Source organism: Variovorax sp. OV084 (assembly GCF_900111625.1).
GTDB lineage: Bacteria > Pseudomonadota > Gammaproteobacteria > Burkholderiales > Burkholderiaceae_C > Variovorax.
Map to the genome: position 1 here is coordinate 111,679 of NZ_FOII01000002.1, position 25,442 is coordinate 137,120.

General features: G+C 67.2%; 25 protein-coding genes and 2 tRNA genes. 1 reads left to right on the forward strand and 26 read right to left on the reverse strand.

From position 1 onward, the window contains the following. Positions 1–45: 45 nt before the first annotated feature. The 4 genes from BMW87_RS06855 to BMW87_RS06870 all read right to left on the reverse strand — a co-directional run bounded on the left by BMW87_RS06855 (position 46) and on the right by BMW87_RS06870 (position 1,084). Positions 46–609: an HNH endonuclease gene (locus BMW87_RS06855; RefSeq protein WP_093075451.1), complete on the reverse strand. Its 564-nt coding sequence runs from the start codon at positions 607–609 to the stop codon at positions 46–48. A 51-nt stretch (positions 610–660) separates the two neighbouring features. Next, positions 661–734: transfer RNA gene (locus BMW87_RS06860), tRNA-His, on the reverse strand. 25 nt (positions 735–759) lie between these two features. After that, entirely contained in the window at positions 760–966 is a 207-nt protein-coding gene (locus tag BMW87_RS06865; protein WP_093075455.1) for a short-chain dehydrogenase, read from the reverse strand. A gap of 41 nt (positions 967–1,007) precedes the next feature. Beyond that, positions 1,008–1,084: transfer RNA gene (locus BMW87_RS06870), tRNA-Arg, on the reverse strand. Positions 1,085–1,807: 723 nt separating this feature from the next. Here BMW87_RS06870 and BMW87_RS06875 point away from each other — a divergent pair. Continuing rightward, on the forward strand, positions 1,808–2,200 hold the full coding sequence (locus BMW87_RS06875; RefSeq protein WP_093075458.1) for a hypothetical protein: 393 nt from the start codon (positions 1,808–1,810) through the stop codon (positions 2,198–2,200). A gap of 7 nt (positions 2,201–2,207) precedes the next feature. Here the strand turns inward: BMW87_RS06875 and BMW87_RS06880 are convergent, their stop codons facing one another. The 22 genes from BMW87_RS06880 to BMW87_RS06985 all read right to left on the reverse strand — a co-directional run bounded on the left by BMW87_RS06880 (position 2,208) and on the right by BMW87_RS06985 (position 25,432). Continuing rightward, positions 2,208–2,669 (reverse strand): acyl-CoA thioesterase, encoded by a 462-nt coding sequence (locus BMW87_RS06880; protein WP_093049791.1) that lies wholly within the window; start codon positions 2,667–2,669, stop codon positions 2,208–2,210. A 2-nt stretch (positions 2,670–2,671) separates the two neighbouring features. Then, complete coding sequence (locus BMW87_RS06885) at positions 2,672–3,205, reverse strand: MarR family winged helix-turn-helix transcriptional regulator (RefSeq protein ID WP_093049788.1); 534 nt, start codon at positions 3,203–3,205, stop codon at positions 2,672–2,674. Next, a complete protein-coding gene (locus BMW87_RS06890; protein ID WP_093075460.1) occupies positions 3,202–3,978 on the reverse strand; it encodes an SDR family NAD(P)-dependent oxidoreductase in 777 nt (258 codons plus the stop codon). The genes BMW87_RS06885 and BMW87_RS06890 overlap by 4 nt, the downstream gene beginning before the upstream one ends. A gap of 53 nt (positions 3,979–4,031) precedes the next feature. Further along, positions 4,032–4,781 carry an SDR family NAD(P)-dependent oxidoreductase gene (locus BMW87_RS06895; protein ID WP_093075463.1) on the reverse strand — a complete coding sequence of 250 codons (750 nt, stop codon included), beginning with the start codon at positions 4,779–4,781 and terminating at the stop codon, positions 4,032–4,034. 10 nt (positions 4,782–4,791) lie between these two features. Then, entirely contained in the window at positions 4,792–6,381 is a 1,590-nt protein-coding gene (locus tag BMW87_RS06900; protein ID WP_093075466.1) for an ATP-dependent acyl-CoA ligase, read from the reverse strand. Further along, on the reverse strand, positions 6,371–7,102 hold the full coding sequence (locus BMW87_RS06905; RefSeq protein WP_007831224.1) for an ABC transporter ATP-binding protein: 732 nt from the start codon (positions 7,100–7,102) through the stop codon (positions 6,371–6,373). The genes BMW87_RS06900 and BMW87_RS06905 overlap by 11 nt, the downstream gene beginning before the upstream one ends. Beyond that, a complete protein-coding gene (locus BMW87_RS06910) occupies positions 7,099–8,889 on the reverse strand; it encodes a branched-chain amino acid ABC transporter ATP-binding protein/permease (protein WP_093049776.1) in 1,791 nt (596 codons plus the stop codon). The genes BMW87_RS06905 and BMW87_RS06910 overlap by 4 nt, the downstream gene beginning before the upstream one ends. Beyond that, a complete protein-coding gene (locus BMW87_RS06915) occupies positions 8,886–9,941 on the reverse strand; it encodes a branched-chain amino acid ABC transporter permease (RefSeq protein WP_093075469.1) in 1,056 nt (351 codons plus the stop codon). Before BMW87_RS06915 ends, BMW87_RS06910 begins: the two co-directional genes overlap by 4 nt. Before the next feature lie 34 nt (positions 9,942–9,975). Next, complete coding sequence (locus BMW87_RS06920; protein ID WP_093049770.1) at positions 9,976–11,139, reverse strand: ABC transporter substrate-binding protein; 1,164 nt, start codon at positions 11,137–11,139, stop codon at positions 9,976–9,978. Positions 11,140–11,183: 44 nt separating this feature from the next. Then, positions 11,184–11,648 (reverse strand): aromatic-ring-hydroxylating dioxygenase subunit beta, encoded by a 465-nt coding sequence (locus tag BMW87_RS06925; RefSeq protein ID WP_093075471.1) that lies wholly within the window; start codon positions 11,646–11,648, stop codon positions 11,184–11,186. After that, positions 11,645–12,970: an aromatic ring-hydroxylating dioxygenase subunit alpha gene (locus BMW87_RS06930; protein WP_093075474.1), complete on the reverse strand. Its 1,326-nt coding sequence runs from the start codon at positions 12,968–12,970 to the stop codon at positions 11,645–11,647. Before BMW87_RS06930 ends, BMW87_RS06925 begins: the two co-directional genes overlap by 4 nt. A 28-nt stretch (positions 12,971–12,998) precedes the next feature. Beyond that, a complete protein-coding gene (locus BMW87_RS06935) occupies positions 12,999–14,144 on the reverse strand; it encodes an ABC transporter substrate-binding protein (RefSeq protein WP_093049760.1) in 1,146 nt (381 codons plus the stop codon). A gap of 1 nt (position 14,145) precedes the next feature. Then, positions 14,146–15,312 (reverse strand): ABC transporter substrate-binding protein, encoded by a 1,167-nt coding sequence (locus BMW87_RS06940; RefSeq protein WP_093075477.1) that lies wholly within the window; start codon positions 15,310–15,312, stop codon positions 14,146–14,148. A gap of 49 nt (positions 15,313–15,361) precedes the next feature. After that, the gene (locus tag BMW87_RS06945) at positions 15,362–16,093 is read right to left on the reverse strand and encodes an SDR family oxidoreductase (RefSeq protein ID WP_093075480.1); all 732 of its coding nucleotides are present in this window, start codon (positions 16,091–16,093) and stop codon (positions 15,362–15,364) included. Next, positions 16,090–16,902: a cyclase family protein gene (locus BMW87_RS06950; RefSeq protein WP_093049750.1), complete on the reverse strand. Its 813-nt coding sequence runs from the start codon at positions 16,900–16,902 to the stop codon at positions 16,090–16,092. Before BMW87_RS06950 ends, BMW87_RS06945 begins: the two co-directional genes overlap by 4 nt. Before the next feature lie 16 nt (positions 16,903–16,918). After that, entirely contained in the window at positions 16,919–18,172 is a 1,254-nt protein-coding gene (locus tag BMW87_RS06955) for an SDR family NAD(P)-dependent oxidoreductase (RefSeq protein ID WP_093075482.1), read from the reverse strand. Positions 18,173–18,257: 85 nt separating this feature from the next. Beyond that, positions 18,258–19,433, reverse strand: a complete 1,176-nt coding sequence (locus BMW87_RS06960) for a thiolase family protein (RefSeq protein ID WP_093049744.1) — start codon at positions 19,431–19,433, stop codon at positions 18,258–18,260. Beyond that, positions 19,430–21,055 (reverse strand): AMP-binding protein, encoded by a 1,626-nt coding sequence (locus BMW87_RS06965; protein ID WP_093075485.1) that lies wholly within the window; start codon positions 21,053–21,055, stop codon positions 19,430–19,432. Before BMW87_RS06965 ends, BMW87_RS06960 begins: the two co-directional genes overlap by 4 nt. A gap of 10 nt (positions 21,056–21,065) precedes the next feature. Continuing rightward, complete coding sequence (locus BMW87_RS06970) at positions 21,066–21,554, reverse strand: aromatic-ring-hydroxylating dioxygenase subunit beta (RefSeq protein ID WP_093075487.1); 489 nt, start codon at positions 21,552–21,554, stop codon at positions 21,066–21,068. Next, entirely contained in the window at positions 21,554–22,867 is a 1,314-nt protein-coding gene (locus BMW87_RS06975; protein ID WP_093049735.1) for an aromatic ring-hydroxylating dioxygenase subunit alpha, read from the reverse strand. Before BMW87_RS06975 ends, BMW87_RS06970 begins: the two co-directional genes overlap by 1 nt. A gap of 23 nt (positions 22,868–22,890) precedes the next feature. Further along, positions 22,891–23,883 (reverse strand): PDR/VanB family oxidoreductase, encoded by a 993-nt coding sequence (locus BMW87_RS06980; protein WP_093075488.1) that lies wholly within the window; start codon positions 23,881–23,883, stop codon positions 22,891–22,893. Positions 23,884–23,896: 13 nt separating this feature from the next. Continuing rightward, positions 23,897–25,432 carry an indolepyruvate oxidoreductase subunit beta family protein gene (locus BMW87_RS06985; protein ID WP_256216694.1) on the reverse strand — a complete coding sequence of 512 codons (1,536 nt, stop codon included), beginning with the start codon at positions 25,430–25,432 and terminating at the stop codon, positions 23,897–23,899. Positions 25,433–25,442 lie beyond the last annotated feature (10 nt).

Genomic DNA, 25,442 nt, shown 5'->3' on the forward strand with positions numbered 1-25,442 from the left:
AGCGGGCTTTTTTCATGGGCATGGGTCAAGGTCACAGCCTAGCCCTCACTGAAGCCGCGAGCCCTTGGGCAGCCGCTTGGCCAGCCACTCGTGCACGTCCGCACGAATGTTGCGGCCTTCAAGCAGAAAGTTCTCATAGCGGCTCGGCACATAAGGCAGATAGACCAGCGGCATGCCTGCTTCCTCCGGCGTGCGCGCGGCCTTGCGGTTGTTGCAGACCGCGCATGCGCTCACGAGGTTGGTCCAGGTCCATGGGCCTCCGCGCGATTCGGGCAGCACGTGCTCGCATTGCAGGTCGCGCTCGTGGAACACGCCCGCGCAGTAGGCGCAGGTGTGACGGTCGCGGCGCAGCAGCTTGCTCTTGGTGACGCTCGGAATCACGTCGAAGAGGTTGATCTTCGACGCACCGCGCAGCGCGATGATCGGCGCCACTTCGACGCGCGACTGCACACCGCGCGCCACGTTGAAGCCGCCACGCAGCGTGGCCAGCGGCAGCTCGCCGTCTTCCCATGCGACCGAGCCGGTCGCGTAGTGCAACACCGCCTGCTCGAGCGAAATCCAGGCTTGCGGCGTGCCCTGAATATCGAGTTGCAGGACGTGAGGGCGCATGACTCGCCTCCTTTTGCGGCGATGGTTGTGAGGTTGAATGAAATGAAACCATGGGGTGCACGAACGGAATCGAACCGTCGTCAGCGGGACCACAACCCGCGGCTCTGCCGTTGAGCTACGTACACCATAAGAAAAAGACGAACAGCCGACTCACCACTCGCCGACCGCGCGCACGCGCTGGTCGAGATCGAGGCCTTCGAGTGGTGCCTCTCGGCCCGGCGACGTCGGCGCGCATTCGTTCGCGCGACGTGCATCGGACACGATGCCGAAGCGTTGGGCCAGGGCCAGCACCATGCGCTTGCGTGGTTGTGCCGGGCGCACGGTGATCATCCGGATCGGGGTGTTGCGCTTGCGCATGATGGCTCCTTGGTTGTGTGACAGCTGAACAGAGAAAGAAATGGCCCCACGTGCACGACTCGAACGTGCAACCCCTTGCTTCGTAGGCAAGTGCTCTGATCCATTGAGCTAACGCGGGTCGAAAACAAAAAAATGTCCGGTTACGAGTTCCGGCGCCGCCCAATCTTTGCGGCCGGTTTCCGCGGGAGGGCCATCTGCAATGGCCCGGTCCCGCTCGGGTTCGGTGTTGTTCAAAAAAGCGGTGGCCCGCTTTCCATTTCGGTTGTGTCCTCACGCGACGGACAGCGCGCTGGGCGCTGCCCCGTACGACGTCGCTGCACAGGAGTGATCAATTCCTGCACATCCCGCCAGACCGTCTACGCGGTGGGCTCTGGCGGTGTGGTGAAGGCACACCCGAAATGGCAAACAAGAAGCCAAAAACAAAAAGGCCCGGAACCTTGCGGTGTCCGGGCCTCTGCATGAGAGAGCTTGGAAGGTGTGCGCCTATGCGCAACCTCCACCCGGTAGCACCTGATCCTCGACTTTTCCAACGCGCAGGCTGGCTGCAGCTTTTGTGGAATACACGTGGCTCTGGTGCTGATTCAGTCGGAACGACGGCATGCCATCGAAACCACCACACGCCCAGACGCGCACGAGCGATCGGCCCGAGGCGGGTCGAATGCTGGTGAGGTTCAATGCGGTGTTCACGATGGTTCCTGAGTCAAAAATTGCCGCTGTCGGCTGTAAAGGGTTGGAAAAAAGGTACGGCTTTGGGCCGCGATTGAGGGCAACTGTAAATAGTGTTTACGACTGCGTCAACAACCGGGACAATCTTTTTTTGTCTTGTTGTTGTTTTTGAACAGTGCCCAATATCACCGTCGCGCGCCGCCGCAATGCTCTCGCGCTGCACCGCCGCTTTCTCGAAGAGGCCGTTGCCGCGGGCCTGCCTGCCAAGGGGCTGGACCAGGCGTTTGCGAAGAAGATTGAAATCTCCCCCAGCATGTGGAGCCAGATCAAGAGTTCCCGGCCCATCGGCGACAACCTGGCACGACAGATCGAACGGCACTGCAACGTGGAGCTGGGCTGGCTCGACAAGGAAGATCGCCCCTCCGAGGTGCCCGATGCAGCAGAAGAGCGCTTCATTGCCGCCGCGCGCGACGCATGGCGCATGGCCAATGCCAAGGGCAAGAAAGAGCTCAGCGGCTGGCTGAAGAAACGCGCGCAGGACGCTGCCGGCAACGAGCCCGCGCCCTGAACAAGGATCAGCCCAGTTCGGGCGCGTTGCGCAGGATGGCCACGCGCATGTCGTCCGGAATGGCGACGGCGCGATGCGTTTCGAGCGAAGTCGTCACGATCACCTGTGTCATCTGCATGCGCACTTCGCCCGTCTCGGCGCTGAAGCAGCGCACAGCCAACGTCATCGAACGCGAGCCCAGCCGCTGCACCGTGAGCCCGAGGAGCACCTGGTCGCCCATGCGGCTCACGGCGCGGAAATCGACATCGAGCTTCACGGTCGGCAAGCCGATGCGGCGCTGCGCCACCAGGCCGTGGTAGCTGAGCCCCAAGCCTTCATTGACCCAATCCTCGATCAGCCCGTTGAGCATCACGAAGTACTGCGGATAGAAAACGATGCCCGCCGGATCGCAATCCGAAAACCGGATCAGCCGCGGCCTGCAGAACTCGTTGCTCGCGGCCGCCAGATCGACGTGCGTGTCGTCGCTCATCCTCAACCCTCCTCGCCCGAAGGCTCGCCGCGCATCACATGCACGCGCAGCAGGCCCAGCTGCGTGTGCATCTGCTTGACCGTCTTCATGTCGAGCCCCGAGAACATCTCGAGGATCCACTGCTCGTGCTCGCTCGCCATCGTCTCGAAGGTGCGGCGCCCCGTGGGCGTGAGGCTCACGATCCACGCGCGGCGGTCGTCGGGGCTGGGCGCGCGCGCCACCATGCCTTCGCGTTCGAGCTCATCCGTCAGGCCCGTGACGTTGCCGCCGGTCACCATCAGGTAGCGCGACAGCACGCGCATCTTGAGCCCATCCTCGTAGCGGTAGAGCTGCGCCATGTAGTCGAAGCGCGCCAGCGAGATGCCGAAGCGCTCGCGCAGCCGGCGCCGGATCTCGGCCTCGATCTGCGTGGTGCTGGCCAGCATGCGCAGCCACAGCTTGAGCATCGCGTGGTCCTCGTGGCCTGCGCGGGCTTCGTGGCCCAGTTCTTCCGCATCGCTCAGCGCGGCGTGCGAAGCATCGTTGTTGCGTGTCATGTCACTTCTCCCCCCGAAACCGAGATGGACTGCCCGGTGACCGACGCTGCACCGGGCCCGCACAGCCAGCGCACGGCATCGGCCACCTCGGACGGTTGCACGATCCGCTTCTGCGGATTGACGCTGGAAAACTCCGCCAGCGCGTCGGCCTCGCTGCGCCCGGTCTTGCCGACCACATTGGCGACGCTGTTGCGAAGGATGTCGGTGTCGGTGTAGCCCGGACACACGGCATTCACCGTGATGCCCTTGCGCGCCACCTCGAGCGCCAGCGAGCGCGTGAGCCCGATCACGCCATGCTTGGCCGCGGTATAGGCCGCCACATAGGCGTAGCCCTTCTGCCCCGCCGTGCTGGCGATGTTGACGATGCGGCCCCAGCCGGTGTCGAGCATGTCGGGCAGTGCCGCCTGCGCGCACAGAAAGCTGCCGGTGAGGTTGACCGACAGCATCCGCTGCCAGAGCTCGAACGACGTCTTGAGGAAGGGCGCACTTTCGGCCGCGCCCGCGTTGTTGACGAGCACGGCGACCGGGCCTCGCGCAGCGCGGGCCTCGGCGAACGCCGCCTGCACCGCCTCGGGGCTCGCCACGTCGGCGGCCACGACGCCATGCCCGCTGCCCGCGAGCGAATCGGCCACGCGCTGCAGCGCCTCGCGGTCACGGCCCAGCAGCGTCAGGACGGCGCCCTCGGCTGCCAGGGTGCGGGCGATCTCGGCGCCGATGCCGCGTGCCGCGCCCGTGACGAGTGCGTGGCGGCCAGTGAGTGAATTTGATTGCATACCTGAATGTTTTAGTTCTGAATCATTTTAACGGAGTGCGCCGGCTCGGGTTGTCAGCGCATGAAACGGCCGCCGTTGAGGTCCAGCGTGGTGCCCGTCATGAAGGCTGCTGCCGGCGAAGCGAGATAGACCACCGCCGCGGCCACCTCCTCTGGCAATCCGAAGCGGCCGAGGGGAATGCCCGCCCGCAGCGCCCACTGCTTCGCTGGCTCCATGGCGTCGAGCGCCGGGCTGCGGATCGCCGCAGGGGCCAGCGCATTCACCGTCACGCCGTGCGGCGCCAGTTCCTGCGCGAACGATCGCGTCAGCGCCAGCAGTCCGGCCTTGCTCGCTGCGTAGTGCGCGCCGGTCACCGTGCTGGCCTGCTGCCCCGCCATCGAAGTCAGGTTGACGATGCGCCCCGCGCCGCGCTCACGCATGTGCCGCCCGGCAATGCGACAGCCGAAGAAGCTGCCACGCAGGTTGACGGCGAGCACGTCGTCCCACTCTTCAGGTGTGATGTCCCAGAGCGATGTGGTCGGCGTGCGCGCCGCGTTGTTGACCATGACGTCGACAGCGCCGAAATGTGCAACCGCCTTGTCGAAGCAAGCGGAGAACGCCGCCTCGTCGCGCACATCGAGTTGCAAGGCGAGCCCGCCGACCTCCGCCGCAACGGCTTCGGCATTCGCAAGCTCGATGTCGGCCAGGGCCACGCGCGCCCCGGCTTCCGCCAGCCCTCGCGCGATCGCCGCTCCCAGCCCCTGCCCCGCACCCGTCACGAACGCCACGCGGCTGGAAAGCGGGAGCAGCACTGCGCTCGTCATGCGATTCGCCTCAGGCCCTGGCGGGCCGTCCGTCCCAGGTCTGCGGCCCGACACCGCACTCACGCAGCTTGAACTTCTGCACCTTGCCGTTCTCGGTGCGCGGCAGGTCGGCCAGCAGGTCGATGTATCGCGGCACGGCGAAGTACGGCAGGCGCCCTTCGCAAAAGCGCGCGAGTTCGGCGGGATCGATCGACACGCCCTCGCGCGCCACCAGCGCAGCCATCACCTCGTCTTCGGCCAGCTCGGAGCGCACCGGGTACACCGCGCACGAGGCCACGCCCGGGTGGCTCAGCAGCACCTGCTCGACCTCGAACGAGGAGATGTTCTCGCCACGCCGGCGGATCGCGTCCTTGATGCGGTCGACAAAGCGGAATGCGCCGTCGGCATCGCGCACCACGCGGTCACCGGTGTGAAACCAGAGATTGCGCCAGGCCTCGACTGTCTTCTCCGGCATGTTGAAGTAGCCGCTCGCGAAGGCGTACGGCTCGTCCGCACGCAGCAGCAGTTCGCCCGCTTCGCCGGGCGGCAGCGCCACGTCGTCTTCATCGGCCACGCGCGCCTGGAAGCCCGGGCGCAGCCAGCCCATGACACCGCCGCGCGGCGAATCGGGCGCGGTGGCGATGGCGAAATTGGTTTCCGTCGAACCGTAGCCTTCGAGCAGCGACACGCCTGTGCGCGCCTTGAACGCAGCGCCTGCGACAGACGGCACGCCGGGCCCCAGCCCGATGCGCACGCGGTGGTCGCGCTCCCCAGGGCCTTCCGGCTGCGCGAGCAGGATCGGCACCATCGCGCCCAGCAGATACACCACCGTCGCCCCGCTCGAGCGCATCGTCGGCCAGAAGCCCGAGGCCGAGAAGCGCGACTCGAACACCACTTGTGCACCCGTCAGCGCGGCCTGCGCGAAGGTGTTGAGCGCGTTGATATGAAAGAGCGGCAGCGTGGTGCACAACACATCGTCGGCGCCGACGCCGAGCACCTCCGCGCTGTTCACGCCCCACCAGAAATACTGCGCGTGAGGACAGATCACACCCTTGGCCGGCCCCGTGGTGCCGGAGGTGTAGAGGATCGCGAGCGGATCGCCGGGCTGCACCGCAGCCGGATCAACGGGCTCCCCGCCCTCGGGATACGCCACGACGCGCACACCTTCAGGCGCTCGCCACGCGTTGGATGCCGCTTCACCAACCACCCAGACCTCGCGCAACGCAGTGCGCGTCAGGTCTGCCGTCGCGAGCCGCTCCAGGAAGCCCGCCTCGATCACCAGCAGCTTCGCCTCGCTGTTCGCCAGGAAGTATTCGATCTGCGGCCCCATCGACGCCGTGTTGACCGGCACCATCGATGCCCCCAACCAGCCTGCGCCGAGAAAGCTTTCGAGAAACTCGACACGGTTTCCGCACATCACCGCAATGCGGTCGCCGCGTACCACGCCAGCCGCCGCCAATGCCCCAGCACGCACAGCCGCAGCCCGCGCCGCATCGCCATGCGTCCACTCGCTCCCCGCGATCCGCAGCAACGCACGCGAGCCGAACAGCCCGGCCTGCCGCCGCAGCATCGCCGGCAGCGTGCGCAGGGCGGGCGGTACGGCGCGCGGGTCACTCGTCATCGTGCGTGCCTCCGCCGAGGTAGGTGGCCTGCACCCGCGGGTCGCTGGCCAGCTCGGCCGAAGCACCCGACAGCGCAATCTCGCCCGTCTCCAGCACATAGCCCTCGTCCGAGCTTTCGAGCGCGGCGCGCGCGTTCTGCTCCACCAGCAGGATCGACACGCCGTCTTCCCGCAGCTTGCGCACGATGGTCAGAATGTCGCGCACGATCAGCGGCGCCAGCCCGAGGCTGGGCTCGTCGAGCATCAGCAGGCGCGGCGCCGACATCAGCGCGCGCCCCACCGCCAGCATCTGCCGTTCGCCACCCGAGAGCGTGTCCGCGCGCTGCGAGCGCCGTTCGGCCAGCCGCGGAAAGCGGTCGTACACCGACTGCAGCCGCTTCTTCATCGCATCGCCACGCAGCCGCTTGGCGTACGCGCCGAGCTGCAGGTTGTCGAGCACGGTGAGCTCGCCGAACAGCTCGCGCTTCTCGGGCACGAGGCACAGGCCGCGCTCCACGCGCGCTTCCACATCCAACCCCTGCAGGTCTTCGCCTTCGAAGCGCAGCGTGCCCTTGCAGGGCAGCAGGCCCATGGCCGCGGCCAACAGCGTGGTCTTGCCCGCGCCGTTCGGCCCGATCACCGAAATGATCTGGCCCGGCTGTAAGTCCAGCGACACCCCGCGCACAGCCTCGACCTGCCCGTACGACACATGCAGATCGCCGATCTCCAGCATCGCGGTCATACAACGCTCCCCAGGTAAGCCGCCTGCACGCGCTCGTCCGCGCGCACCGCCGACGGCACGCCCTCCACGAGCTTGGAGCCGAAGTTCATCACCACCAGCCGGTCCACCAGTTTCATCACGAAGTCCATGTCGTGTTCGACGATGAGGATGGTCACGCCCTCCTCGCGCAGCTTGCGCAGCAAATCGCCGAGTGCCATCTTTTCCTTGCGGCGCAGGCCGGCAGCCGGCTCGTCGAGCACCAGCAGCACGGGGTCGGCGGCCAGAGCGCGCGCAATTTCCAGGATGCGCTGCGTGCCCAGCGGCAGGCTGCCCGCCAGTTCGTGCGCGCGGTCGCCCAGGCCGATGCGGTCGAGCTGGCGCTGCGCCTCCTGCAGGATCTGGCTTTCTTCCGTGCGGTCGAGCCGCAGGCCCGCCTTCAGGATGCCCGAGCGCGTGCGCGAGTGCGCACCCAGCGCCACGTTGTCCAGCAGGCTCATGTGCGGGCGCAGCTTCACGTGCTGGAAGGTGCGCGCCAACCCCAGCCGCGCCACCTCGCGCTGCGGCATGCCCGCGATGTCGTGGTCCAGGAAGCGCACCTGGCCCGCGCTCATCGGCAGCGTGCAGGTCAGCAGATTGAACATGGTCGACTTGCCTGCGCCGTTGGGCCCGATCAGCCCGACGATCTCGCCGGCCTTTACATCGAAGCTCACGTCGTTCACCGCAACCAGCCCGCCGAAACGCTTGACCGCACCATTCACCGACAGCACCTGCGAGCCGCGTTCGGGCAGCGTGCGGTGCGGCAGCGGTTCGACCGGCGGCGCCTCGTGGCGCGACGGTCCTTGCGCAGCACCGCGACGACGCGTCCAGCGTCGCAGCAGGCCCATCACGCCGCCACGTGCGAAGTGCAGCAGCAGAATGAACAGCGCGGCGAAGGCCACGGCCTCCAGCTGGCCAGCGCGTTGCGTGAGCATCGGCAGCACGTCTTGCAGGCCATTCTTCAGCACGAGCACCAGCGCAGCGCCCACCAAAGCGCCGCCCAGCTGACCGAGACCACCGGCCACCGCCATCAGCAGGTACTCGATGCTGGCGCGCACGTCGAAGGGCGACGGGCTCACGAAGCGGTTCATGTGCGCATAGAGCCAGCCCGCCAGCCCCGCGAACAGCGCGGCCGTCACGAACAGCGACAGCCGCACGCGGTACGCATCCGCCCCCACGCTCGCCAGCAGCGTCGCACCGCCGCGCAGTCCGCGAATCGCGCGACCCGGCCGCGACTGCAGCAGGTTGTAGCTGAACAGGCAGGCCAGGCCGACCACCACCCAGATCAGGTAGTACATCGCGCGCGGGTCGGCCAGCGACCATCCCGCGACCTGCAGCGCCGGAATGTTCGACAGCCCCGTGTGCCGACCGAGCGCATCGACGTTGCCGAACAGCATCGCGATCGACAGTCCCCAAGCGATGGTGCTCAGCGGCAGAAAGTGCCCGCCGAGCCGCAGCGTGAGCATGCCGATGGCAAGCGCCGACAGCCCCGTGAGCAGCAGCGCGAACAGCAGCCCGATCCAAGGCGACATGCCCTGCGTGGTCGTGAGCCACGCCGTCGCATAAGCCGCGATGCCCACGAAGGCCGCCTGCCCGAACGATGTGGCGCCGCCCACGCCCGTGAGCAGCACGAGGCCCAGCGCCACCAGCGCGCCAATGCCGATGTCGTTGAGCAGCGAAACGGTGAAGCTGCCCGCTAGCACCGGCACCAGTGCCAGCACGACGACGAGCCCGGCGATCCACGCCCGGCGCTTGTTCCGGTTGGCGTTCATTGGTCCACCTCGTCTTCTTCCTCTTCGGCGTGCGTGGCCATGAAAGACCGCAGCATGAGCACCGGAATCAGCAGGCTGAACACGATCACGTCCTTCAGCGCGCCGCTCCAGAACGAGGCAAAGCTCTCCACCACGCCAACCGCGAGCGCGCCAATGGCCGTCATCGGATAGCTCACGAGCCCGCCGATGATCGCGGCCACGAAAGCCTTCAGGCCGATGATGAAGCCCGAGTCGTAATACATCGTCGTCACCGGTGCGATCAGCACGCCGATCAGCCCCGCCAGCAGCGAGGCGCAGCCGTACGCCAGCAACGCCGTGCGCACCGGCCGTATGCCGACCAGCCGCGCGCCCACCCGGTTCACGGCCGTGGCGCGCAGCGCCTTGCCTGCCACCGTGCGCTCGAACACCAGGAAGAACAGCCCGCTCAACACGATGGCCGCTCCCACCATCAACACCACCTGCCCGCTGACCGTGAAGCCATCACCCAGCGTGAACACCGCACTGGTCAGCGGCGTGGTGCGCGAACCCTCGGGCCCGAAGAACAGCAAGCCCAGCCCCGACAGCAAAAAATGCAGTGCCAGCGACACGATCAGCAGCACCAGCACCGATGCATCCGCGATCGGCTGGAACACCACCCGCGCCAGCAGCGGCGCGATAGGCACCACCAGCAGCACCGCCACCGCGATGTGCACCGCCACCGGCACGCCCGGCCGCGCCGCCAGCCATGCGAGCACGCACGGAATGGCGGGCAGCACGCCCCACATCAGCACCGCCTTCGGAATGCGCGCGGCCTCGCCGCGACGCAGCAGGCTGCCGATCTCGGTGGCCAGGGCCAGCGCGGCCAGCACCGCGACCATGCCGATGGTCGGCGGCACGCGGCCGGTTTCGAAGGCCGCGAGCGACAGGGCCGCAAAGGCCGCGATGTCGCCGAACGGCACGAACACCACCCGCGTGACGGAAAAGATCAACACCAGCCCCAGCCCGGCCAGCAGATAGACGGCCCCGTTGGCCAGGCCGTCGGTGAGGAGAATCAGCGCCACGTCCCATGTCATCGCGCGGCCCTCCGGAAAGACAAAGGCGAGAGGTTCAAGGTGCGAGCTTCCATTGGCCGTTGTCGAGCTTGACGATCACGCGGGCGCGTTCGTCCACGCCGTAGAGACTGCCGGGCTTGAAGGTGTAGACGCCGTGCGTGCCCACCACTTCCTTCGTGCTGAAGATGGCATCGCGCAGCGCCACGCGAAACTCGGGCGTGCCCGGTTCCGCCTTCTTCATGGCGCGCGAGGCGGCATCGACGAACACCAGCCAGCCGTCGAACGAGTAGGCCGAGAAGGCGTCGCTGGTCGGTGCGTTGTTGACCTTCTGGAACACGGCGCGAAAGTCGGTCGCGATCTTCTTGGTCGGGTAGCTGTCCGGCAGTTGCTCGGCCACGATCACCGGGCCGGTGGGCATCAGCGCGTTCTGGCCGGCCGCGCCGACCACGCGCACGAAGTCGGGGTTGATCAAGCCGTGCTGGCCGTACACACCTCCCTTGAAGCCACGCTCCTGCAGCGCGAGAAACGGCAGCGCCCCCGGCGTGCCGGCGCCGCCGGTCATCACCGCATCGGGCCGCAACGCCACGATCTTCAGCACCTGCCCCGTCACCGAGGCGTCGGCACGCGCATAGCGCTCGTTGCTCACCACCTTGATGCCGGCGCCGGGCGCGGCCTTCATCAGCGCGTCGTAGACCAGGTCGCCCCAGGCGTCGGAGAAGCCGATGTAGCCCACGGTCTTCACGTTGTTGCGCTTCATGCGCTCGACGACCGCATCGATCATCAACTGCGTCGGCTGCGCCACCGTCATCACCCAAGGGTTCTCGTTGGGGTCGAGCAGGATGGGCGTGAGGCCGATCATCGGCGTCTTCGCCTCCTTGCCCACCTGCGCCATCGCAATGGCGGCCGGCACGCCCGATGTGCCCATGAGCACGTCGACCTTCTCTTCCTCGATCAGCTTGCGCGCGTTGCGCCCGGCCGTGGTGGGGTCGGAGCCGTCGTCGAGCACGACGAGCTGGATCTTGCGGCCGTTCACCTCGCCCTTGTAGGCCAGCGCGGCCTGCATGCCCTTGGCATAGGGCACGCCCAGCGAGGAGTTGGGCCCCGACAGCGACACGCTAAGGCCGACCTTGAGGTCGGCCGCGAACGCGCTCGCTATGCCACAGGCGGTCAGCGCCGCGGCGAGGGTGCCGCGCGTCAGGATCTGCATCAGGCTCTTCATGTCGTAGCTCCGGTGAGGATTGTTGGAATGGACAGGTGGGTAACTCAGATGAACAACTGGATGGCCGGCAACGCGCGCGGGGCGTTGAGCAGGTCGACGCGCTTCTCGCGGATCAGCCAGCCGGTGGAGGTGCGAACAAGGTGATGGCGGGCGGTGCCGCTCAGCAGGATCTGGTCTTCGCCGCGCGCCTCGACGTAGAGGAACGGCGTGCGCAGCCATGCTTCATCGCCCTCCTCGCGCTCGATGCGAGAAGGCTGCAGCACATGCTGGCTATGGCTCGCAGGATGCTGCGAATGCGCGCGCGGGTTCTTGAGGCGGTCTACGCGCAGCTGCAGCAGCAGCCGGTCTTCATAGGCCAGCGAGTTGTGCGAGAACGGGTCGGCCTGCGCCGCACCGAGCAGCGGCACCCAGTAGTGGCCGTCTTCGGCGAACAGGGCCAACCAGTCATCGAGCCGCCGCTCGTCGAGCAGCGCCGCCTCGTGGGCGACGAAATCCCGCGGGTCCGTCATGCCGCAGCCTCCATGCCCGCCGCCATGGACTTCGCCCAGGCGCGGAACTGGTTGCGCATCAGCAGTTCGTTGGTGCCGTTGGTGGTGACCGTGGTTTGCTGCGTCTCGGCCGGGTCGTAGTTGCGGTGCAGGCTCACCCACTCGTTGCCGGCGGCGCGCAGGCCCTGCTGGATGCTCTCGAACAGATGCACGTCGTCGTGCGCGACCACCGACATCGGCGAGAACACGAGGCGGTTGTAGCTCATGGCGCGCTCGAACAGCAGCGCGGGCGCGCCCGCCGCGCGGAAGCTCCAGGCCTCGATCAGCGTGCGGTTGGCCGCCAGCGGGCGAATCACGCGAATGGCCTGCGGCGAGCCCTTGACCGACAGGCTCGGATAGAAGACCGAGTTCTGCGGCGAGCGCTGCAATATCTCGGTGGCCCGCGCCTCGCCGTGCGCGGCGCGCATCGCGGCTTCGTACTCGGGCAGCTGCGCGTAGTTGGAGTGGATGCTGAAGTTCACCCCCAGCACGCTGTGCCCGTTGGCGAACACGCGGCCGCCCATCTTGTCGAAGAACTCGTAGCCCGAGCCGAATGGCAGTATCTGCTCCATTGCCATCGGCTTGGGGTCCGTGGGCGCATGGCCTTCCCACAGCGCCTCGGCCGCCTTGGTGGCCGACTCGTGCGTCGACATCGGGTGCACCGTGTCGTTGATGTTCTCCAGGTACATCTTCCAGTTGCAGTGGACGATGTTGCGCAGCACACCTCCACCCACTGTCAGCCTGCCTTCGGGCGAGCGGTCGACCATGTTGTCGATGGCGCCCAGCACCTCGCCGAAGTAGTCCTCGAACGAAGGCCCGGTGTCAGACAACCGCACAAACACGAAGTCGCGGTACACCTTCACATGCTTCACCACCGACAGCCCCTGCCCCGATTCGCAGGCCTTGAGCTGCGTGCCCTCGTAGCCGTTCTTCAGCGGCAGCCCGAGCGGCGCGCCGTCGAGCTTGTAGGTCCATGCGTGGTACGGGCAGCGGAAGAACCGGCCGGTGTTGCCGCTTTCGTCCGTCACCAGCTGCGTGCCCTTGTGGGCGCAGCGGTTGTAGAGCACGTGCACATCGCCATCGGGCTGGCGCACCATGAGCAGCGGTCGCCCCGCGATGTCCTGCGTGACGAAGTCGCCGGCCTCGGGCACCTGGCTCGCGTGGCCGAGGAAGACCCAGGTGTTGGCGAACAGGTTCTCCTGTTCCAGCGCGAAAAGCTCCTCGCTGAGGTACAGGTCGCGGTGCACCCGGTCGTCCTGCACCAGCGCCGCGACGAGATCGGGGCGGTTGCGATAAATGGTCATGGCGATGTGCTCGGTGGTTCGGCGAAGACTACGGAACCAGCTTCCACTGGCCCTTTGTCATCTGCACGATGACCACGCCGCGCTGGTCGGAGCCATAGCGGTCGTCGGGCTTGAAGGTGTAGATGCCGTGCGTACCCACCAGCTCCTTGGTACTCACGATGGCGTCGCGCAGCGCCGTGCGGTACTGCGGCGTGCCCGGCTCGCCCTTGGTGCGCGAGGCCGCATCGGCCAGCAGCAGGTAGGCGTCGTAGGTGTACGACGAGAAGGCATCCGTCGGCACCGCGCCATTGACCTTCTGGTAGGCGTTGCGAAAGCCCATCGACACCTTCTTGATCGGGTTGCTGTCAGGCAACTGGTCGGCCACCAGCACCGGTCCGCTCGGCACCTGCAGGCCTTCGATGGAAGCGCCACCCACGCGCACGAAGTCGGCGTTGATGAGGCCGTGCGTGCCGTAGATCTTGCCCTTGTAGCCACGCTCGGCCAGCGCGATGTAGGGCAGCGCGCCGGGCGTGCCCGAGTTGCCGGCGAACACTGCATCAGGCCGCGACGCGACAATCTTCAGAACCTGCCCGGCCACGGACGAATCACTGCGCGCATAGCGCTCGTTCGCCACCACCTTGATGCCGGCGGCGTCGGCGCTCTTCACCAGCGAGTCGTAGGCCAGGTCACCCAGTGCGTCCGAGAAGCCGATGAAGGCCACCGTCTTCACGCCCGACTTCTTCATGCGCTCGACCACGCCAGCGACCATGAGCGGGAACGGCTGCGACACCGTCACCGTCCACGCGCCCTCGGGGCCGGCGATGGTGACCGGCGTGGGCGAGATCAATGGCGTGTTCAGTTCCCTGGCCACCGCTGCGATGGCCATGGCGCCTGGCACGCCGGAGGTTCCGATGAGCACGTCGACCTTGTCTTCGGTCACCAGCTTGCGTGCGTTGCGCCCGGCTGTGGTGGGATCAGAAGCGTCGTCGAGCACGATCAGCTGTACCTTGCGACCGGCAATCTCCGGGTGCTCGGCAATGGCGGCGCGGATGCCCTTTTCGTAAGGAATCCCGAGCGCGGCCACGGGGCCCGAGAGCGAGCTGATGAAGCCGATCTTCAGGTCAGCCGCCATGGCCTGCGAGGCTGCCAGCGCAAGCGCTGTTGCGCCAAGGATGTGAGTTAGCTTGTTCTTCATCTCAGGGCACCAGCTTCCATTGACCCTTTTCGAGCTTCACGACAACGCGCGAGCGGTCATCCGAACCGTAGCGGTCAGTGGGCTTGAAGTTGTAGACCGAATGCGTGCCCACCAGCTCCTTGGTGCTCACGATGGCATCACGCAGCGCCAGCCGGAATTGCGGAGTGCCAGGCTCAGCCTTGCTGGCCAACGCGCGTTGCGCAGCGTCGAGATAGATCAGCCACGCATCGAAGCTGTAGGCCGAGAAGGTGTCGGTGGGCGCTGCGCCGTTGGCCTTCTGGTAGGCAGCGCGGAAGTCCATCGCGATCTTCTTCATCGGGTTGTTGTCGGGCAGCTGCTCGGCTACCACCACCGGGCCCGTGGGCGCCAGCAGGCCTTCGACCGACGGGCCACCAACGCGGATGAAGTCGGGGTTGATCAGCGAATGCATGCCGTAGATCTTTCCCTTGTAGCCGCGCTCGGTGAGCGCGAGGTACGGCAACGCACCGGGCGTGCCCGAGGCGCCGGTGATCACCGCGTCGGGGCGCAGCGCCACGATCTTCAGCACCTGGCCGGCCACCGACGAATCGCTACGCGCATAGCGCTCGTTCGACACCACCTTGATGCCCGCCGTGGGCGCCGACTTCATGAGCGCGTCGTACACCAGGTCGCCCCAGGCGTCGGAGTAGCCAATGTAGGCCACCGTCTTCACGCCGGCCTGCTTCATCTTCTCGACCATCGCGCCCATCATCAGCGGCGCGGGCTGCGGCAGCGTCACCATCCATGCGCCTTCTTCGCCTGCCAGGTCGGCATTGGCGATGGAGATCAGCGGGGTCTTGGTTTCACGCGCCACGCCGGCAATGGCCAGCGAGCCCGGCGCTCCGGCCGTGCCGATGATGACGTCGACCTTGTCTTCCTCGATCAGCTTGCGCGCATTGCGCGCCGCCGTGGACGGGTCTGACGCATCGTCGAGCTGGATCACCTGGACCTTGCGGCCTGCGACCTCCGACTTGTAGGCGACTGCCGCCTTCATGCCCTTGTCGTACGGAATGCCGAGCGACGACACCGGCCCCGACATCGAAGTGATGAAGCCGACCTTGAGATCGGCGGCCCACGCGCCCGCGGCGCTCAGCGCGCCGAGGCCCACGGCAATGGCCGCGAGTGTGCGAATTCGGTTCAGGACTTTCATGGCGAGGCTCCAGAGGTGGTTTTGGATGAACGTGAGGAAAGCAAAAAACTCAGAGGGCGAGACTTCCGACGCTGGTGCCGCCGCACACATACAGCACCTGGCCCGTGACGAAGCTGTTCTCGGCATCGGCGAAGAAACGCACGGCGCGTGCCACATCGGCTGATTCGCCGAGGCGCTTGACGGGCACCGAGGCTGCGAGCGCGCGTTCCTTCTCGCTGCCGGCTTCGACCACGTCGTAGAACATGTCGGTGCGGATCGGCCCCGGGGCCACCACATTCACCGTGATGCCGTCAGCGGCAAGCTCCAGCGCCCAGGTGCGCGCCATGCCCAGCATGCCGGCCTTGGTGGCCGAGTAGCTGGTGCGCGTGGCCAGCCCCAGCGCGGCGCGTGACGACAGCAGCACCACGCGGCCGAAGCGCTGCGCACGCATCGCGGGCAGCGCACCTTGCACGAGCTGAATGGCACAGCCCAGGTGCAGGTCGACCAGTGCGTCGAGGTCGTCGAGCTTTACTTCGGGCAGCAGCGCGGCGCGGATGACGCCTGCGTTGTGGACGATGGTGGTCGGCGCGAAGCGTTCGACCAGTTCGCGCACCGCCTCGCCGGTGGCGGCGCGGTCGCTCAGGTCGACCTCGATGCTGTGCAGCTTCGGGTGGTCGATCTCGGCCTTGCGGCGCGCGAGCGACACCACCTCGTAGCCCTGCGCGAGCAAGTCCTCGCAGATCGCCTTGCCGATGCCGGCGCTGCCGCCGGTGACGGCCGCGACCTTGGGCGCCGCGCTCATGCCGAGGCTCCCACCAGGGCCAGCACGCGCAGCGGGCTGCCGCTGCCCTTCTCGATCTTCAGCGGCGGGCAGATCAGCACCGCGCCGGCCGGTGGCAGCAGGTCGAGGTTGCTCAGGCACTGCAGTCCGTAGCGTCCCGCGCCGTGCATGTAGTAGTGGCACGGATACGGCGGCCGCAGGTGATAGCCCTGCCCCGCGTCGGTGCCGATGGCTTCGGAGCCGAAGCCCAGCACGTCGCGCTGCTCGACCAGGAAGCGCACGGCCTCGGTGCTCGGGCCCGGCGTGTGCTGGCCGGTTTCGTCGAAGTTCTGGTAGGCCTCGGGGTCGCTGCGCTTGGACCAGTCGGTGCGCATCAGCACCCACGCGCCTTTCGGGATGCGGCCATGCGCCGCCTCGTAGCGCTCGATGTCGGCCACGCTCAGCAGGTAGTCGTCGTTCGACTGCACATCGGCCGAACAATCGATCACGCAGGCCGGCGCCACGAAGTGCTGCACGGGAATGGTGTCGACCGAGTTGTTCGGCAGGTCGCGGCCCGAGATCCAGTGGATCGGCGCGTCGAAGTGCGTACCTGTATGTTCGCCGCAGGAAAAGTTGTTCCAGTACCAGCCCGGGCCGCGCTCGTCGTACTTCGACACTTCCTCGATGCGGAAGGGCCAGCACTGGCCCATCTCGGGCGGCAGCGCGATCTGCGGGAACTCGGGCGTGAGCGTCTGCGTGAGGTCGATCACGCGGATGCGGCCACTGGCCATCGCGGTCACCAGGCCGCCGAGGATTTCGGCGGCGGACATCAGTTCGGTTGTCGTGGTCATTCGTATGGCTCCTGTCTCAGCCGCCCGCCGCGAGCTCGCGCTCGAGCACCTTGGGGTTGTCGCGCCAGCGCTCCACCCACTCCTGCGCCACGTCACCGGGGTAGACGTCTTCCACGCCGTCGCGCAGCGCCTTCACGATGGCGTTGGCCAGCGCGGTGGGTGCGAGCTTGGGTGGTGGCGTGTGCTGGTTCCATTCATCGTCGATGGGCCCCGGGAACACATTGATCACGCGGATGCCGGCCGGCCGCATCTCGGCACGCAGGCACTGCGCGAGCGAGTGCGCTGCGGCTTTCGACGCGCTGAAGGTGCCGTGCGGCGGGAAGTTGCTGAGCGCGTAGATCGACAGCAGGTTGACCCAGGCCGTCGCGCCGGTTGCGCCGTCGGCCGAGCGGCCCTTCAGCGCGGGGCCGAACTCCTGCGCCAGACGAAGCAGGCCGAAGTAGTTGATGTCCATCTCGGCCTTGGCCACGTCGGTGCCGCGCCGCGCTCCGATGCCGAAGGTGCGGTGCACCTCGGCGTTGTTGATCACGATGTCGACCTTGCCGCCGATGGAGCCCGCAAGCTCCGTCACCTGGCGGCCGTTGGTCAGATCGAGCGGCACCAGCGTGACCTGCGGCAGCGCCGAGATGTCGTCGAGCCCCTCGCCCATCTTCTTCCAGGGCTCGGCATGGCCGACCCAGACGATGTCTGCGCCAGCCTTCACCAGCGCGCGCACGATGGCCTGGCCGGTCTCGGTCTTGCCGTCGGTCACCAGCGCCTTGCGGAACTTGGGGTCGCTGGTCATTTCGCGAAGCATCTTGTCGTCGGCCATATGGGCACTCCCTTCATTCGGAAAACCAATGAGAACGGCCTGTCCCGCGCGGTCGAGCCGGGCGCCGACACGCACGCGTTGCGGCGCATCGCCGACTTCGCCATGCAGGTGGACCATGAGCGTTGGCCCGGCATCGAGATGCACCAGGCCCAGCCGCCAGGGCAGCCGCTCGCGGAAGAACAAGTCGTTGCTGTGATGCAGCGTGGTGCTGCCGAGCAGCTCGCCCTCGCCGCTCTGCTGGCGCCAGCGCAAGGCGGCCGAGAGGCACTTGTGGCAGACCTCGCGCGGCGGGTACTGCACGGTGCCGCAGTCCTCGCAGGTCTGCAGTTCGAAGCGGCCTTCGGCTGCAGCGGCCGTGAGGCCAAGTGCCACGCGGCCACGCGCGCCGGGCGGCAGGTTCATCTGCCGGGTGCGCAGCACCGGGTTCTTGCGCGGGGGGCGCATCATCGGCATGGTCATAGCGCCTCCGCCGGGCCGCCCCAAGGCAGGCGCGCGGCCCCCTCGGGGGGCAGTGCAGCCGCGAAGCGGCAAACGTGGGGGTACATCATTCCGGTCTCCCCAGGATGACGGCGCCTGTGCACAGGCAGCGGTCGTAGGTCACCATGCCGAAGCCGGCGACCAGGCCCAGCTGTGCATCGGGCACGGTGCGTGGGCCTGCTTGATCAGTCAGCTGGCGGATCGTCTCGACCATGCCGAGGAATCCGCCCGCCGCGCCGGCCTGCCCTGCCGAGAGCTGCCCGCCACTGGTGTTGTTCGGAAAGCTGCCGTCGAAGGTCATGGTGTGCGACTGCACGAAGGCCGGGCCCTCGCCCTTCTCGCAGAAGCCCAGGTCCTCGAACTGCATCATCACGATGACGGGGTAGTCGTCGTAGGTCTGCACGAAGTCGAGCTCGATGGGCTGGATGCCGGCCTGCGCATACAGGTCGTCGCGGTCCTTGCGCCATCCGCCCTGCACCATCACGGGGTCTTCGGCGTAGGCGTTATGGCGCTCGATGGCGCCGCGGATCACCACGTGCGCCAGGCCCAGGTCGCGCGCGCGCTCCTCGCTCATCACGAGGAAGGCATCGGCGCCCGCACAGGGCATCACGCAGTCGAACAGGTGGATCGGGTCGGAGATGGGCCGCGCGGCCATGTACTCGTCGAGCGTCAGGCCCTTCTTGAACATCGCGTTCGGGTTGCCGAGCGCGTTGGTGCGCTGGTCCACACAGATACGGCCGAAGTCTTCGCGCTTCGCGCCGTAGGTGCGCATGTAGTTGGCGGTGATGAACGCGAAGATCGAGTTCGGGCCGCCCGAGCCGTAGGGGTAGCTGGCATCGCGCGCGAAGTTGCTGAAGCTGCCCAGCGTCTGGCGAAAGGAGTCGACGTGGTTGGTGTCGGCGCCCACGCAGGCCACGATGTCGGCATCGCCCGCCTGCACCGCCCGCGCCGCGCGGCGCAGGCACATCACGCCAGATGCACCGCCGGTAGGCACATGGTCGAGCCAGCGAGGCGACAGGCCCAGGTGCTGCGTGACACCCACGGCCGTGTCGGGCGCGAGCGAGAAGCTGCTGAGGCACAGGCCGTCGATCTGCTCCTTGGCCACGCCGCTGGCATCGACCAGCGCCTCGATGGCCTGCCCGATGAACCAGTGCGCGGTGCGCGTGGAGTAGCGCACGTAGGGCACGGTCACGGGCACCGCGACCGCGACGCCTTCGTAGGAGAGCCGTCGTTTCGTCGTCATGCCTGCCTCTTCTTCATGGCGCGTGTGTCGACGCAATGGCCCTGGCCCGGCAGCGACTGCGCCATTTCGCGCAGCTGGCCGCGCTGGATCTTCTGCGAAGGCGTGAGCGGCAGCGCATCGACAAAGGCCACGTAGCCGGGTGCCTTGTAGTACGCCAGCTGGGCCAGTGCGTGTTCGACGATGCTGGCGGCGATCTGCACGCGCTGCGAGGCATCGGCGCCTTCGCGCATCACGATGCAGGCCAGCACCTCGTCACCGCGCACCGCATCGGGCGTGGCTGCTACGGCCGAAGTCTTCACCGCCGGGTGCTGGTTGAGCACGCTCTCGACCTCGACGGCGGAGATGTTCTCGCCGCTACGGCGAATCACGTTCTTCTTGCGGTCGACGAAGAAGAAGTTGCCCTCGGCGTCGCGGCGCACCAGGTCGCCGGTGTGGAACCAGCCGTCGGCCCAGGCTTCGCGCGTGGCTTCCTCGTCCTTCAGGTAGCCGGAGAAGAAATAGCGCTTCGGGTCGTTGCCGGCCGAACGCACCAGCAGCTCGCCCGGTGCATCGACGCCGACGTCGCTGCCGTCTTCGCCCTTGAGGCGAATCTCGACGAAGTCTTCCTGCCGCCCGAAACAGCTGGTGCCCACGAGACGCGGCTCGCGGTTGGCCATGATGCAGGCGGCTGCGCCGGTCTCGGTCATGGCCCAGGCCTCGACCAGCGGGAAGCCGAAGCGCTCTTCAAAAGGCGAGTGGTTCTTGCGGTCCACGCCAGCGCCGAAGCCCCAGCGGATGGCGTGATCGCGGTCGGCCGCCGACTGTGGCGCGGACAGCAGCATGGCCGGCATCACGCCGAGGTAATGCACGATGGTCGCACCGCTTTCCTTCGCACTCGCCAGCCAGGTCTTCGGATGGAAGCGATCAAGCTGCACCAGGCAACCGCCCGCAACCAGCACCACCATGGTGGAGAAGGCCATTGCGTTCATGTGGTTCAGCGGCAGCGGCGTGATGACGCGCTCTGCATCGGGCCGGATGCTGCACACGCCGTCGAGCGACGCATACCACTCGCCCGCACGCAGGAAGTAGGCGTTGCTCAGGATGCAGCCCTTGGGCCGGCCCGTGGTGCCCGAGGTGTAGAGCAGGCCGCATTCGGTGTCGGCGCCCACGGGCTCATGGGCGCGCGGTGCGGCGGTCTTCGCTGGCGGCACGGCGTCTTCAAGCCCCATCGTCTCGAACGCCACGCCCGCCTGCGCCGCCGCGGCACGCAGGTCGGCCGCGCGCGCCGGCAGCGTCACGGCCAGGCCGATCTCGCTGTGGCCGATCAGGTAGACCAGCTCGGCCGAGCGCATCTCGGCGTTGATCGGCACCACGCTCACGCCCAGTGCGTTCAGCGCGAGCCAGTGGAAGATGAAGGCCGGCCGGTTCTCCAGCAGCAGGCCGACGCGGTGGCCGTGCCCGTAGCCGGCTTGCGCGTAGACCGCGCGCAGGCGTTCGATCTGTGCGGCAGCATCGCCCCAGCGGATGGCGCCCGCTTCGATGCCATAGGCGGCCGCAGTCACCGATTCGGTGAACAGGAATTCGGCTTGCGGCGTGCGCGCCGCGGTGGCCGCAAAGACTTGATGGACGGTGGCGTGTGACATCTCGTCCCAGTCAGATGAAGAGCTGCACGGCCGGCAGGGCCGCATCGCAGTTGAGCAGGTTGACGCGCTTGAGCGTCATCCGCAGCGCGCCATCCTGCATCGTGAGGTGGTGGAAGAAGGTGCCGACGTAGAACTGCAGTTCGTCACCATGCGATTCGGTGTAGTGGAATTCGGTGCGCACCACGTAGCGATTGGCCTCGGCATCGAACTGCTCGACCATCGGCACTTGCAGCAGGTGGTGGCAGCGGCTCGGCGGCTGCTGCGAGAAAGCGCGCGGGCTCTTGAGGCGCTCGATGCGCAGGTCGCGCAGGAGCTTGTCTTCATAGAGGTGCGAAGTGTGGTTGAGGCCGTCTTCCTGGTCGGGCACGAGCGGCACCCAGTAGAAGGCGTCGTCGGTGAAGAGCGCGTTCCACTCCTCGTAGCGGCGGGTGTCGAGCAGGTGTGCTTCGTTCACGACGAAGTCGATCAGGTCCTGGCGGGTGACTTCGGTGCCGGCCATTACATCGTCTCCGTCATGCGTTGCACCCAGCTGCGGTACTGGTTGCGCATGGGCAGCTCGTTGGTGCCGCCCGTGGTGATCTCGCCGCCTTTCAGCTCCGAAGGGTCGTAGTCGCGGTGCAGGCTCACCCACTCGTTGCCGCTCGCGTGCAGGCCGGCCTGCATGCCTCGGTAGGCCTGCAGGTCGTCATGCCCGACCACCGAGAACGGCGAGTTGATGAGCCGGTTGTACATGGTGGTGCGCTGCAGCAGCTCGGGCGGCGCGCCCTTGAGGCGGAAGGTCCAGCTCTCGATCAGCGTCTTGTCGGCCGAGATCGGCTTGACCACGCGGATCGCCTGGATCGCGCCCTTGATCGTGAGGTTCGGGTAGTACACGGTGTTGTGCCGCGCCATGCCGAGGATCTGCGCCGTCTTCTCCTCGCCGTAGCGCGCCTTCATGGCGTCGTCGTACGCGGGGATCGCCTTGTACTTGCTGTGGATGCTGAAGTGCACGCCCGTGAAGCTGTGGCCGTTGTCGTAGGTGCGGATGCCCATGTCCTCGAAGAACTTGTAGTCGGACATGAAGGGCGCGAACTGCTCGACCGCCATGGGCTTGGGCTCGTCCTCGGGCTTGTCGGCCCACATGCGCTTGGCGGTGCCGGCGGAGGATTCGTGCGCCACCATGGGGTGCATGGTGTCGTTGAGGTTCTCGACGAACATCTTCCAGTTGCACTGGTGCATGAAGCGCAGGCAACCGCCCGCGATTTCGAGCTCGCCTTCGGGCGAGCGGTCGGCCATGTTGTCGATGGAGCTCAGCGAGTCGCCGAAGTATTCGTCGAAGTCGGGGCCCGCGTCGTTGATCTTCACGAAGATGAAGCCGCGGTGGCTGCGCACGTGCTTCACAGTGGTGAGGCCCTTGCCCGACTCGCACTCGTGCAGTTGCGTGTGCTCATAGCCCGTCTTCAGCGGAATCGCCAGCGGTGCGCCGTCGGTCTTGAATGTCCAGGCGTGGTACGGGCAGCGGAAGAATTTTCCGGTGTTGCCGCAGGGCCCGTTCACGAGCCGCGAGCCTTTGTGGGCGCAGCGGTTCATCATGGCGCGCACGCTGCCGTCGGAGTGGCGCACGATGATCAGCGGGCGGCCCGCGATCTCGTTGCTGATCCAGTCGCCGGGCTTGGGCAGTTGGCTTTCATGGCCGACGTAGTTCCAGGTGTTGGCGAAGAAATGCTCCTGCTCCAGCTCGAACAGTTCCTGGCTGGTGTACAGGTCGCGGTGCACGCGATCATGCTGCACCAGCGCGCGGATGGCATCGGGGTTGTCTCGGTACGAGGTCATGGTTCTCATGGCTCCTTGCTTCATCAGATGTCGAGCACCAGGCGCGCACCCTTGGCGCGCGAGATGCAGATCTGCATGACGTTGCCCTCCGCCTTCTCACGGGCGGTGAGCACGTAGTCGCGGTGGTCGATCTCGCCTTCGAGCACCGGCACCGCGCATACGCCGCATTCGCCGCGCTTGCAGTCGAACATCGGGTCGCAGCCGTTTTCGATCAGGCAGTCGAGGATGCTCTGGTCGGCCGGCACGGTGAAGCGCTGGCCCGACTGGGCGAGCTCCACCTCGAAGGGCTGATCGCCTTCTTCCGCGACGGGCTCGGTGAAAAGCTCGAAGTGCACGCGGTCATGTTCCCAGCCGCGCGCCTGGGTGCGCTCGAGCACGGCGTCGAGCATGACCTTGGGGCCGCACACGTAGAGGCGGTCGCCGGTGGGAACGCTGTCGAGCAGCGCGTCGATATCGAGCGGCGTGCCAGCCTCGGCGTCCGCGTGCACGCGCAGGTCATCGCCGAGCAGGGTTTGAAGCTCGGGCAGGAAGGCCATCAGGTCGCGGCTGCGGCCGGCGTAGTGCATGCGCACGGCTGCACCTTCGGCGCGGCGGCGGGCGGCCATGGTGGCGAGCGGCGTCACGCCGATACCACCGGCCACCAGCACGGTGCCGCCGGGGCCGGTGTGCAGCGGGAAGTCGTTCTTGGGCGCCTCGATGGCGAGGGTGTCGCCCTCTTGCAGCTGCTCGTGCATGAAACGCGAGCCGCCCCGGCCTTCGGCCTCCTTGCGCACTGCGATCACATATTCAGCCGGCGCATTGGTGGCATTGCGCGCCGTGTCGAAGTTGATGAGCGAGTAGTGGCGCCAGTCGGTCTTGCCGTCTGGCAGCGACACCTGCACGCGGATGTGGGCGCCGGCTGCAAAGCCGGGCAGCGCGCGGCCATCTTCGGCGCGCAGGCGCAGCATGCGGATCAGCGAATTCAACGCCCGCGCCTCGACGACGCGCAGTGAGAGGGTGGCTGAGGGTGCGGTCATCTTCGTTGTCTCTTCAGGCCAGTGCGTGCTGTGCCAGTGCGGCCTGCAGCTTGTGGCCATGTTCGTCGGCCAGGGCCGCATCGCGCAGTTCGCGCAGCGTGGCCGGTGCCAGCGCTGTGCCGGCGCGCTCGACAGCACGCATCACGGTGTCGTAGTTGCGAATGCCGCGTTCGTGCGTATCGCTGTAGCCCTTGACGAGGCGCTGGCACTGGGCCAGCTCGACGGCCAGTTCGGGGTTGCGTTGCGCGGTGGCGGCGATGCGCTGCAGCCATTCCTCGATACGGCGGTTTTCCTCGGCATAGCGCATCGTCGACAGGCGCCAGCGCTTGCATGCCGCCACGATGCGCAGCATGAGGTAGCCGCGCAGTGAGCTGGTCTGGATCACGCGGCCGTGCTGCGTGAAGCGCTCGACGAGCTTCTTGGGCATCGTCGAGTTCATGAGCCAGCGGCCGATGCCGCCAGGCAGCGTCTCGCAGATTTCCTGCAGGCGCGGGTGCATGTATTCGTTGATGGCGAGCACCTGGCCCGGTTGTACGCGGGCCTCGCCGCGCACGCGCTCGAAGCGGGTGGCGCGGGTCTTCAGGGCTGCGACGCGGGCGGTGTCTTCGTAGGACATCCAGAGCGCGAGGTGGCGCGCGGTTTCGCGCAGCAGGCGATGGTCGTCGTTGCCCGGCAGCGCGGCGATGGCGGCCATGCGGTCCAGGTACAGGCTGGCGTAGGCCGGGTCCTGGTAGTCGATGAGACGGCGCACGCCTTCGAGCAGGAAGTCTTGCGCTTGCACCGGGAAGTCGTGTTGCGCCCGTTCGACCAGTGCCCGCACGGCCGGGTGGCGCGGTTGCGGTGCTGGCGCGGCGATAGGCACGTCTTTCGCAGGCTCGCCGTCGTCACCGCCCTGTGCGCGAGAGAACGCCGCGCCAAAGGCCTTGAGACTGGGCTTCACGCCCACGCCGCCGCGCTCGATGGTTGCCTCGAACTGCGCGCGGCTGAATGGCAGCACGCCCGAACCTGCCAGCGTGCCGAAGAGCACGGCGCTGATCACGCTGCCCGAGGCTTCGGCTGCCTGTGCCATGTCGAAACGGATGAAGCGCTTGGCTGCCTTGGCGGTGTGTGCGAGAAGCTGGTCGCTGTCGACGCGGCCATCGCCCAAGGCGCTTTTCTCCGCGATGGAGAAGACGCGGTGCGTGGATGCGATCAGCGTGGTGCGGTCGCGCGTGACGAGGCCGCGCTGCACGGCACGCCCGGCCTCCATGAGCTCCGACGCCAGCACCACGTCGACGTCGCCCGGCAGCGGCATCAGCGCGAGCACCGGCAGGCCGCCATCGGCCTCGGCCTGCGCCGCGGGATACAGCTCGACGTAGTAGATGGTCGCGCCGGTGCGCTGGGCCACGCCCGGCACCGAGGTGGTCTGGGCGACGTAGCCGTTGGCCTCGCCCATGTCGACGATCCAGTCGGCCAGCACGCCGCCGCCCTCCCCGCCCATGGCGAGGATGGCAATCTTGATGGGGCTCATGGCTCGCCCCCAGTCTTGCTCACTTCGTGTAGCCGCCAACCCCCTACCG

Excerpts from the sequence above, each read along its gene's own strand:
- BMW87_RS06855 (WP_093075451.1), bottom strand. The coding sequence starts at position 609 with ATGCGCCCTCACGTCCTGCAACTCGATATTCAGGGCACGCCGCAAGCC.
- BMW87_RS06865 (WP_093075455.1), bottom strand. The coding sequence starts at position 966 with ATGCGCAAGCGCAACACCCCGATCCGGATGATCACCGTGCGCCCGGCA.
- BMW87_RS06880 (WP_093049791.1), bottom strand. The coding sequence starts at position 2,669 with ATGAGCGACGACACGCACGTCGATCTGGCGGCCGCGAGCAACGAGTTC.
- BMW87_RS06885 (WP_093049788.1), bottom strand. The coding sequence starts at position 3,205 with ATGACACGCAACAACGATGCTTCGCACGCCGCGCTGAGCGATGCGGAA.
- BMW87_RS06890 (WP_093075460.1), bottom strand. The coding sequence starts at position 3,978 with ATGCAATCAAATTCACTCACTGGCCGCCACGCACTCGTCACGGGCGCG.
- BMW87_RS06895 (WP_093075463.1), bottom strand. The coding sequence starts at position 4,781 with ATGACGAGCGCAGTGCTGCTCCCGCTTTCCAGCCGCGTGGCGTTCGTG.
- BMW87_RS06900 (WP_093075466.1), bottom strand. The coding sequence starts at position 6,381 with ATGACGAGTGACCCGCGCGCCGTACCGCCCGCCCTGCGCACGCTGCCG.
- BMW87_RS06905 (WP_007831224.1), bottom strand. The coding sequence starts at position 7,102 with ATGACCGCGATGCTGGAGATCGGCGATCTGCATGTGTCGTACGGGCAG.
- BMW87_RS06910 (WP_093049776.1), bottom strand. The coding sequence starts at position 8,889 with ATGAACGCCAACCGGAACAAGCGCCGGGCGTGGATCGCCGGGCTCGTC.
- BMW87_RS06915 (WP_093075469.1), bottom strand. The coding sequence starts at position 9,941 with ATGACATGGGACGTGGCGCTGATTCTCCTCACCGACGGCCTGGCCAAC.
- BMW87_RS06920 (WP_093049770.1), bottom strand. The coding sequence starts at position 11,139 with ATGAAGAGCCTGATGCAGATCCTGACGCGCGGCACCCTCGCCGCGGCG.
- BMW87_RS06925 (WP_093075471.1), bottom strand. The coding sequence starts at position 11,648 with ATGACGGACCCGCGGGATTTCGTCGCCCACGAGGCGGCGCTGCTCGAC.
- BMW87_RS06930 (WP_093075474.1), bottom strand. The coding sequence starts at position 12,970 with ATGACCATTTATCGCAACCGCCCCGATCTCGTCGCGGCGCTGGTGCAG.
- BMW87_RS06935 (WP_093049760.1), bottom strand. The coding sequence starts at position 14,144 with ATGAAGAACAAGCTAACTCACATCCTTGGCGCAACAGCGCTTGCGCTG.
- BMW87_RS06940 (WP_093075477.1), bottom strand. The coding sequence starts at position 15,312 with ATGAAAGTCCTGAACCGAATTCGCACACTCGCGGCCATTGCCGTGGGC.
- BMW87_RS06945 (WP_093075480.1), bottom strand. The coding sequence starts at position 16,093 with ATGAGCGCGGCGCCCAAGGTCGCGGCCGTCACCGGCGGCAGCGCCGGC.
- BMW87_RS06950 (WP_093049750.1), bottom strand. The coding sequence starts at position 16,902 with ATGACCACGACAACCGAACTGATGTCCGCCGCCGAAATCCTCGGCGGC.
- BMW87_RS06955 (WP_093075482.1), bottom strand. The coding sequence starts at position 18,172 with ATGACCATGCCGATGATGCGCCCCCCGCGCAAGAACCCGGTGCTGCGC.
- BMW87_RS06960 (WP_093049744.1), bottom strand. The coding sequence starts at position 19,433 with ATGACGACGAAACGACGGCTCTCCTACGAAGGCGTCGCGGTCGCGGTG.
- BMW87_RS06965 (WP_093075485.1), bottom strand. The coding sequence starts at position 21,055 with ATGTCACACGCCACCGTCCATCAAGTCTTTGCGGCCACCGCGGCGCGC.
- BMW87_RS06970 (WP_093075487.1), bottom strand. The coding sequence starts at position 21,554 with ATGGCCGGCACCGAAGTCACCCGCCAGGACCTGATCGACTTCGTCGTG.
- BMW87_RS06975 (WP_093049735.1), bottom strand. The coding sequence starts at position 22,867 with ATGACCTCGTACCGAGACAACCCCGATGCCATCCGCGCGCTGGTGCAG.
- BMW87_RS06980 (WP_093075488.1), bottom strand. The coding sequence starts at position 23,883 with ATGACCGCACCCTCAGCCACCCTCTCACTGCGCGTCGTCGAGGCGCGG.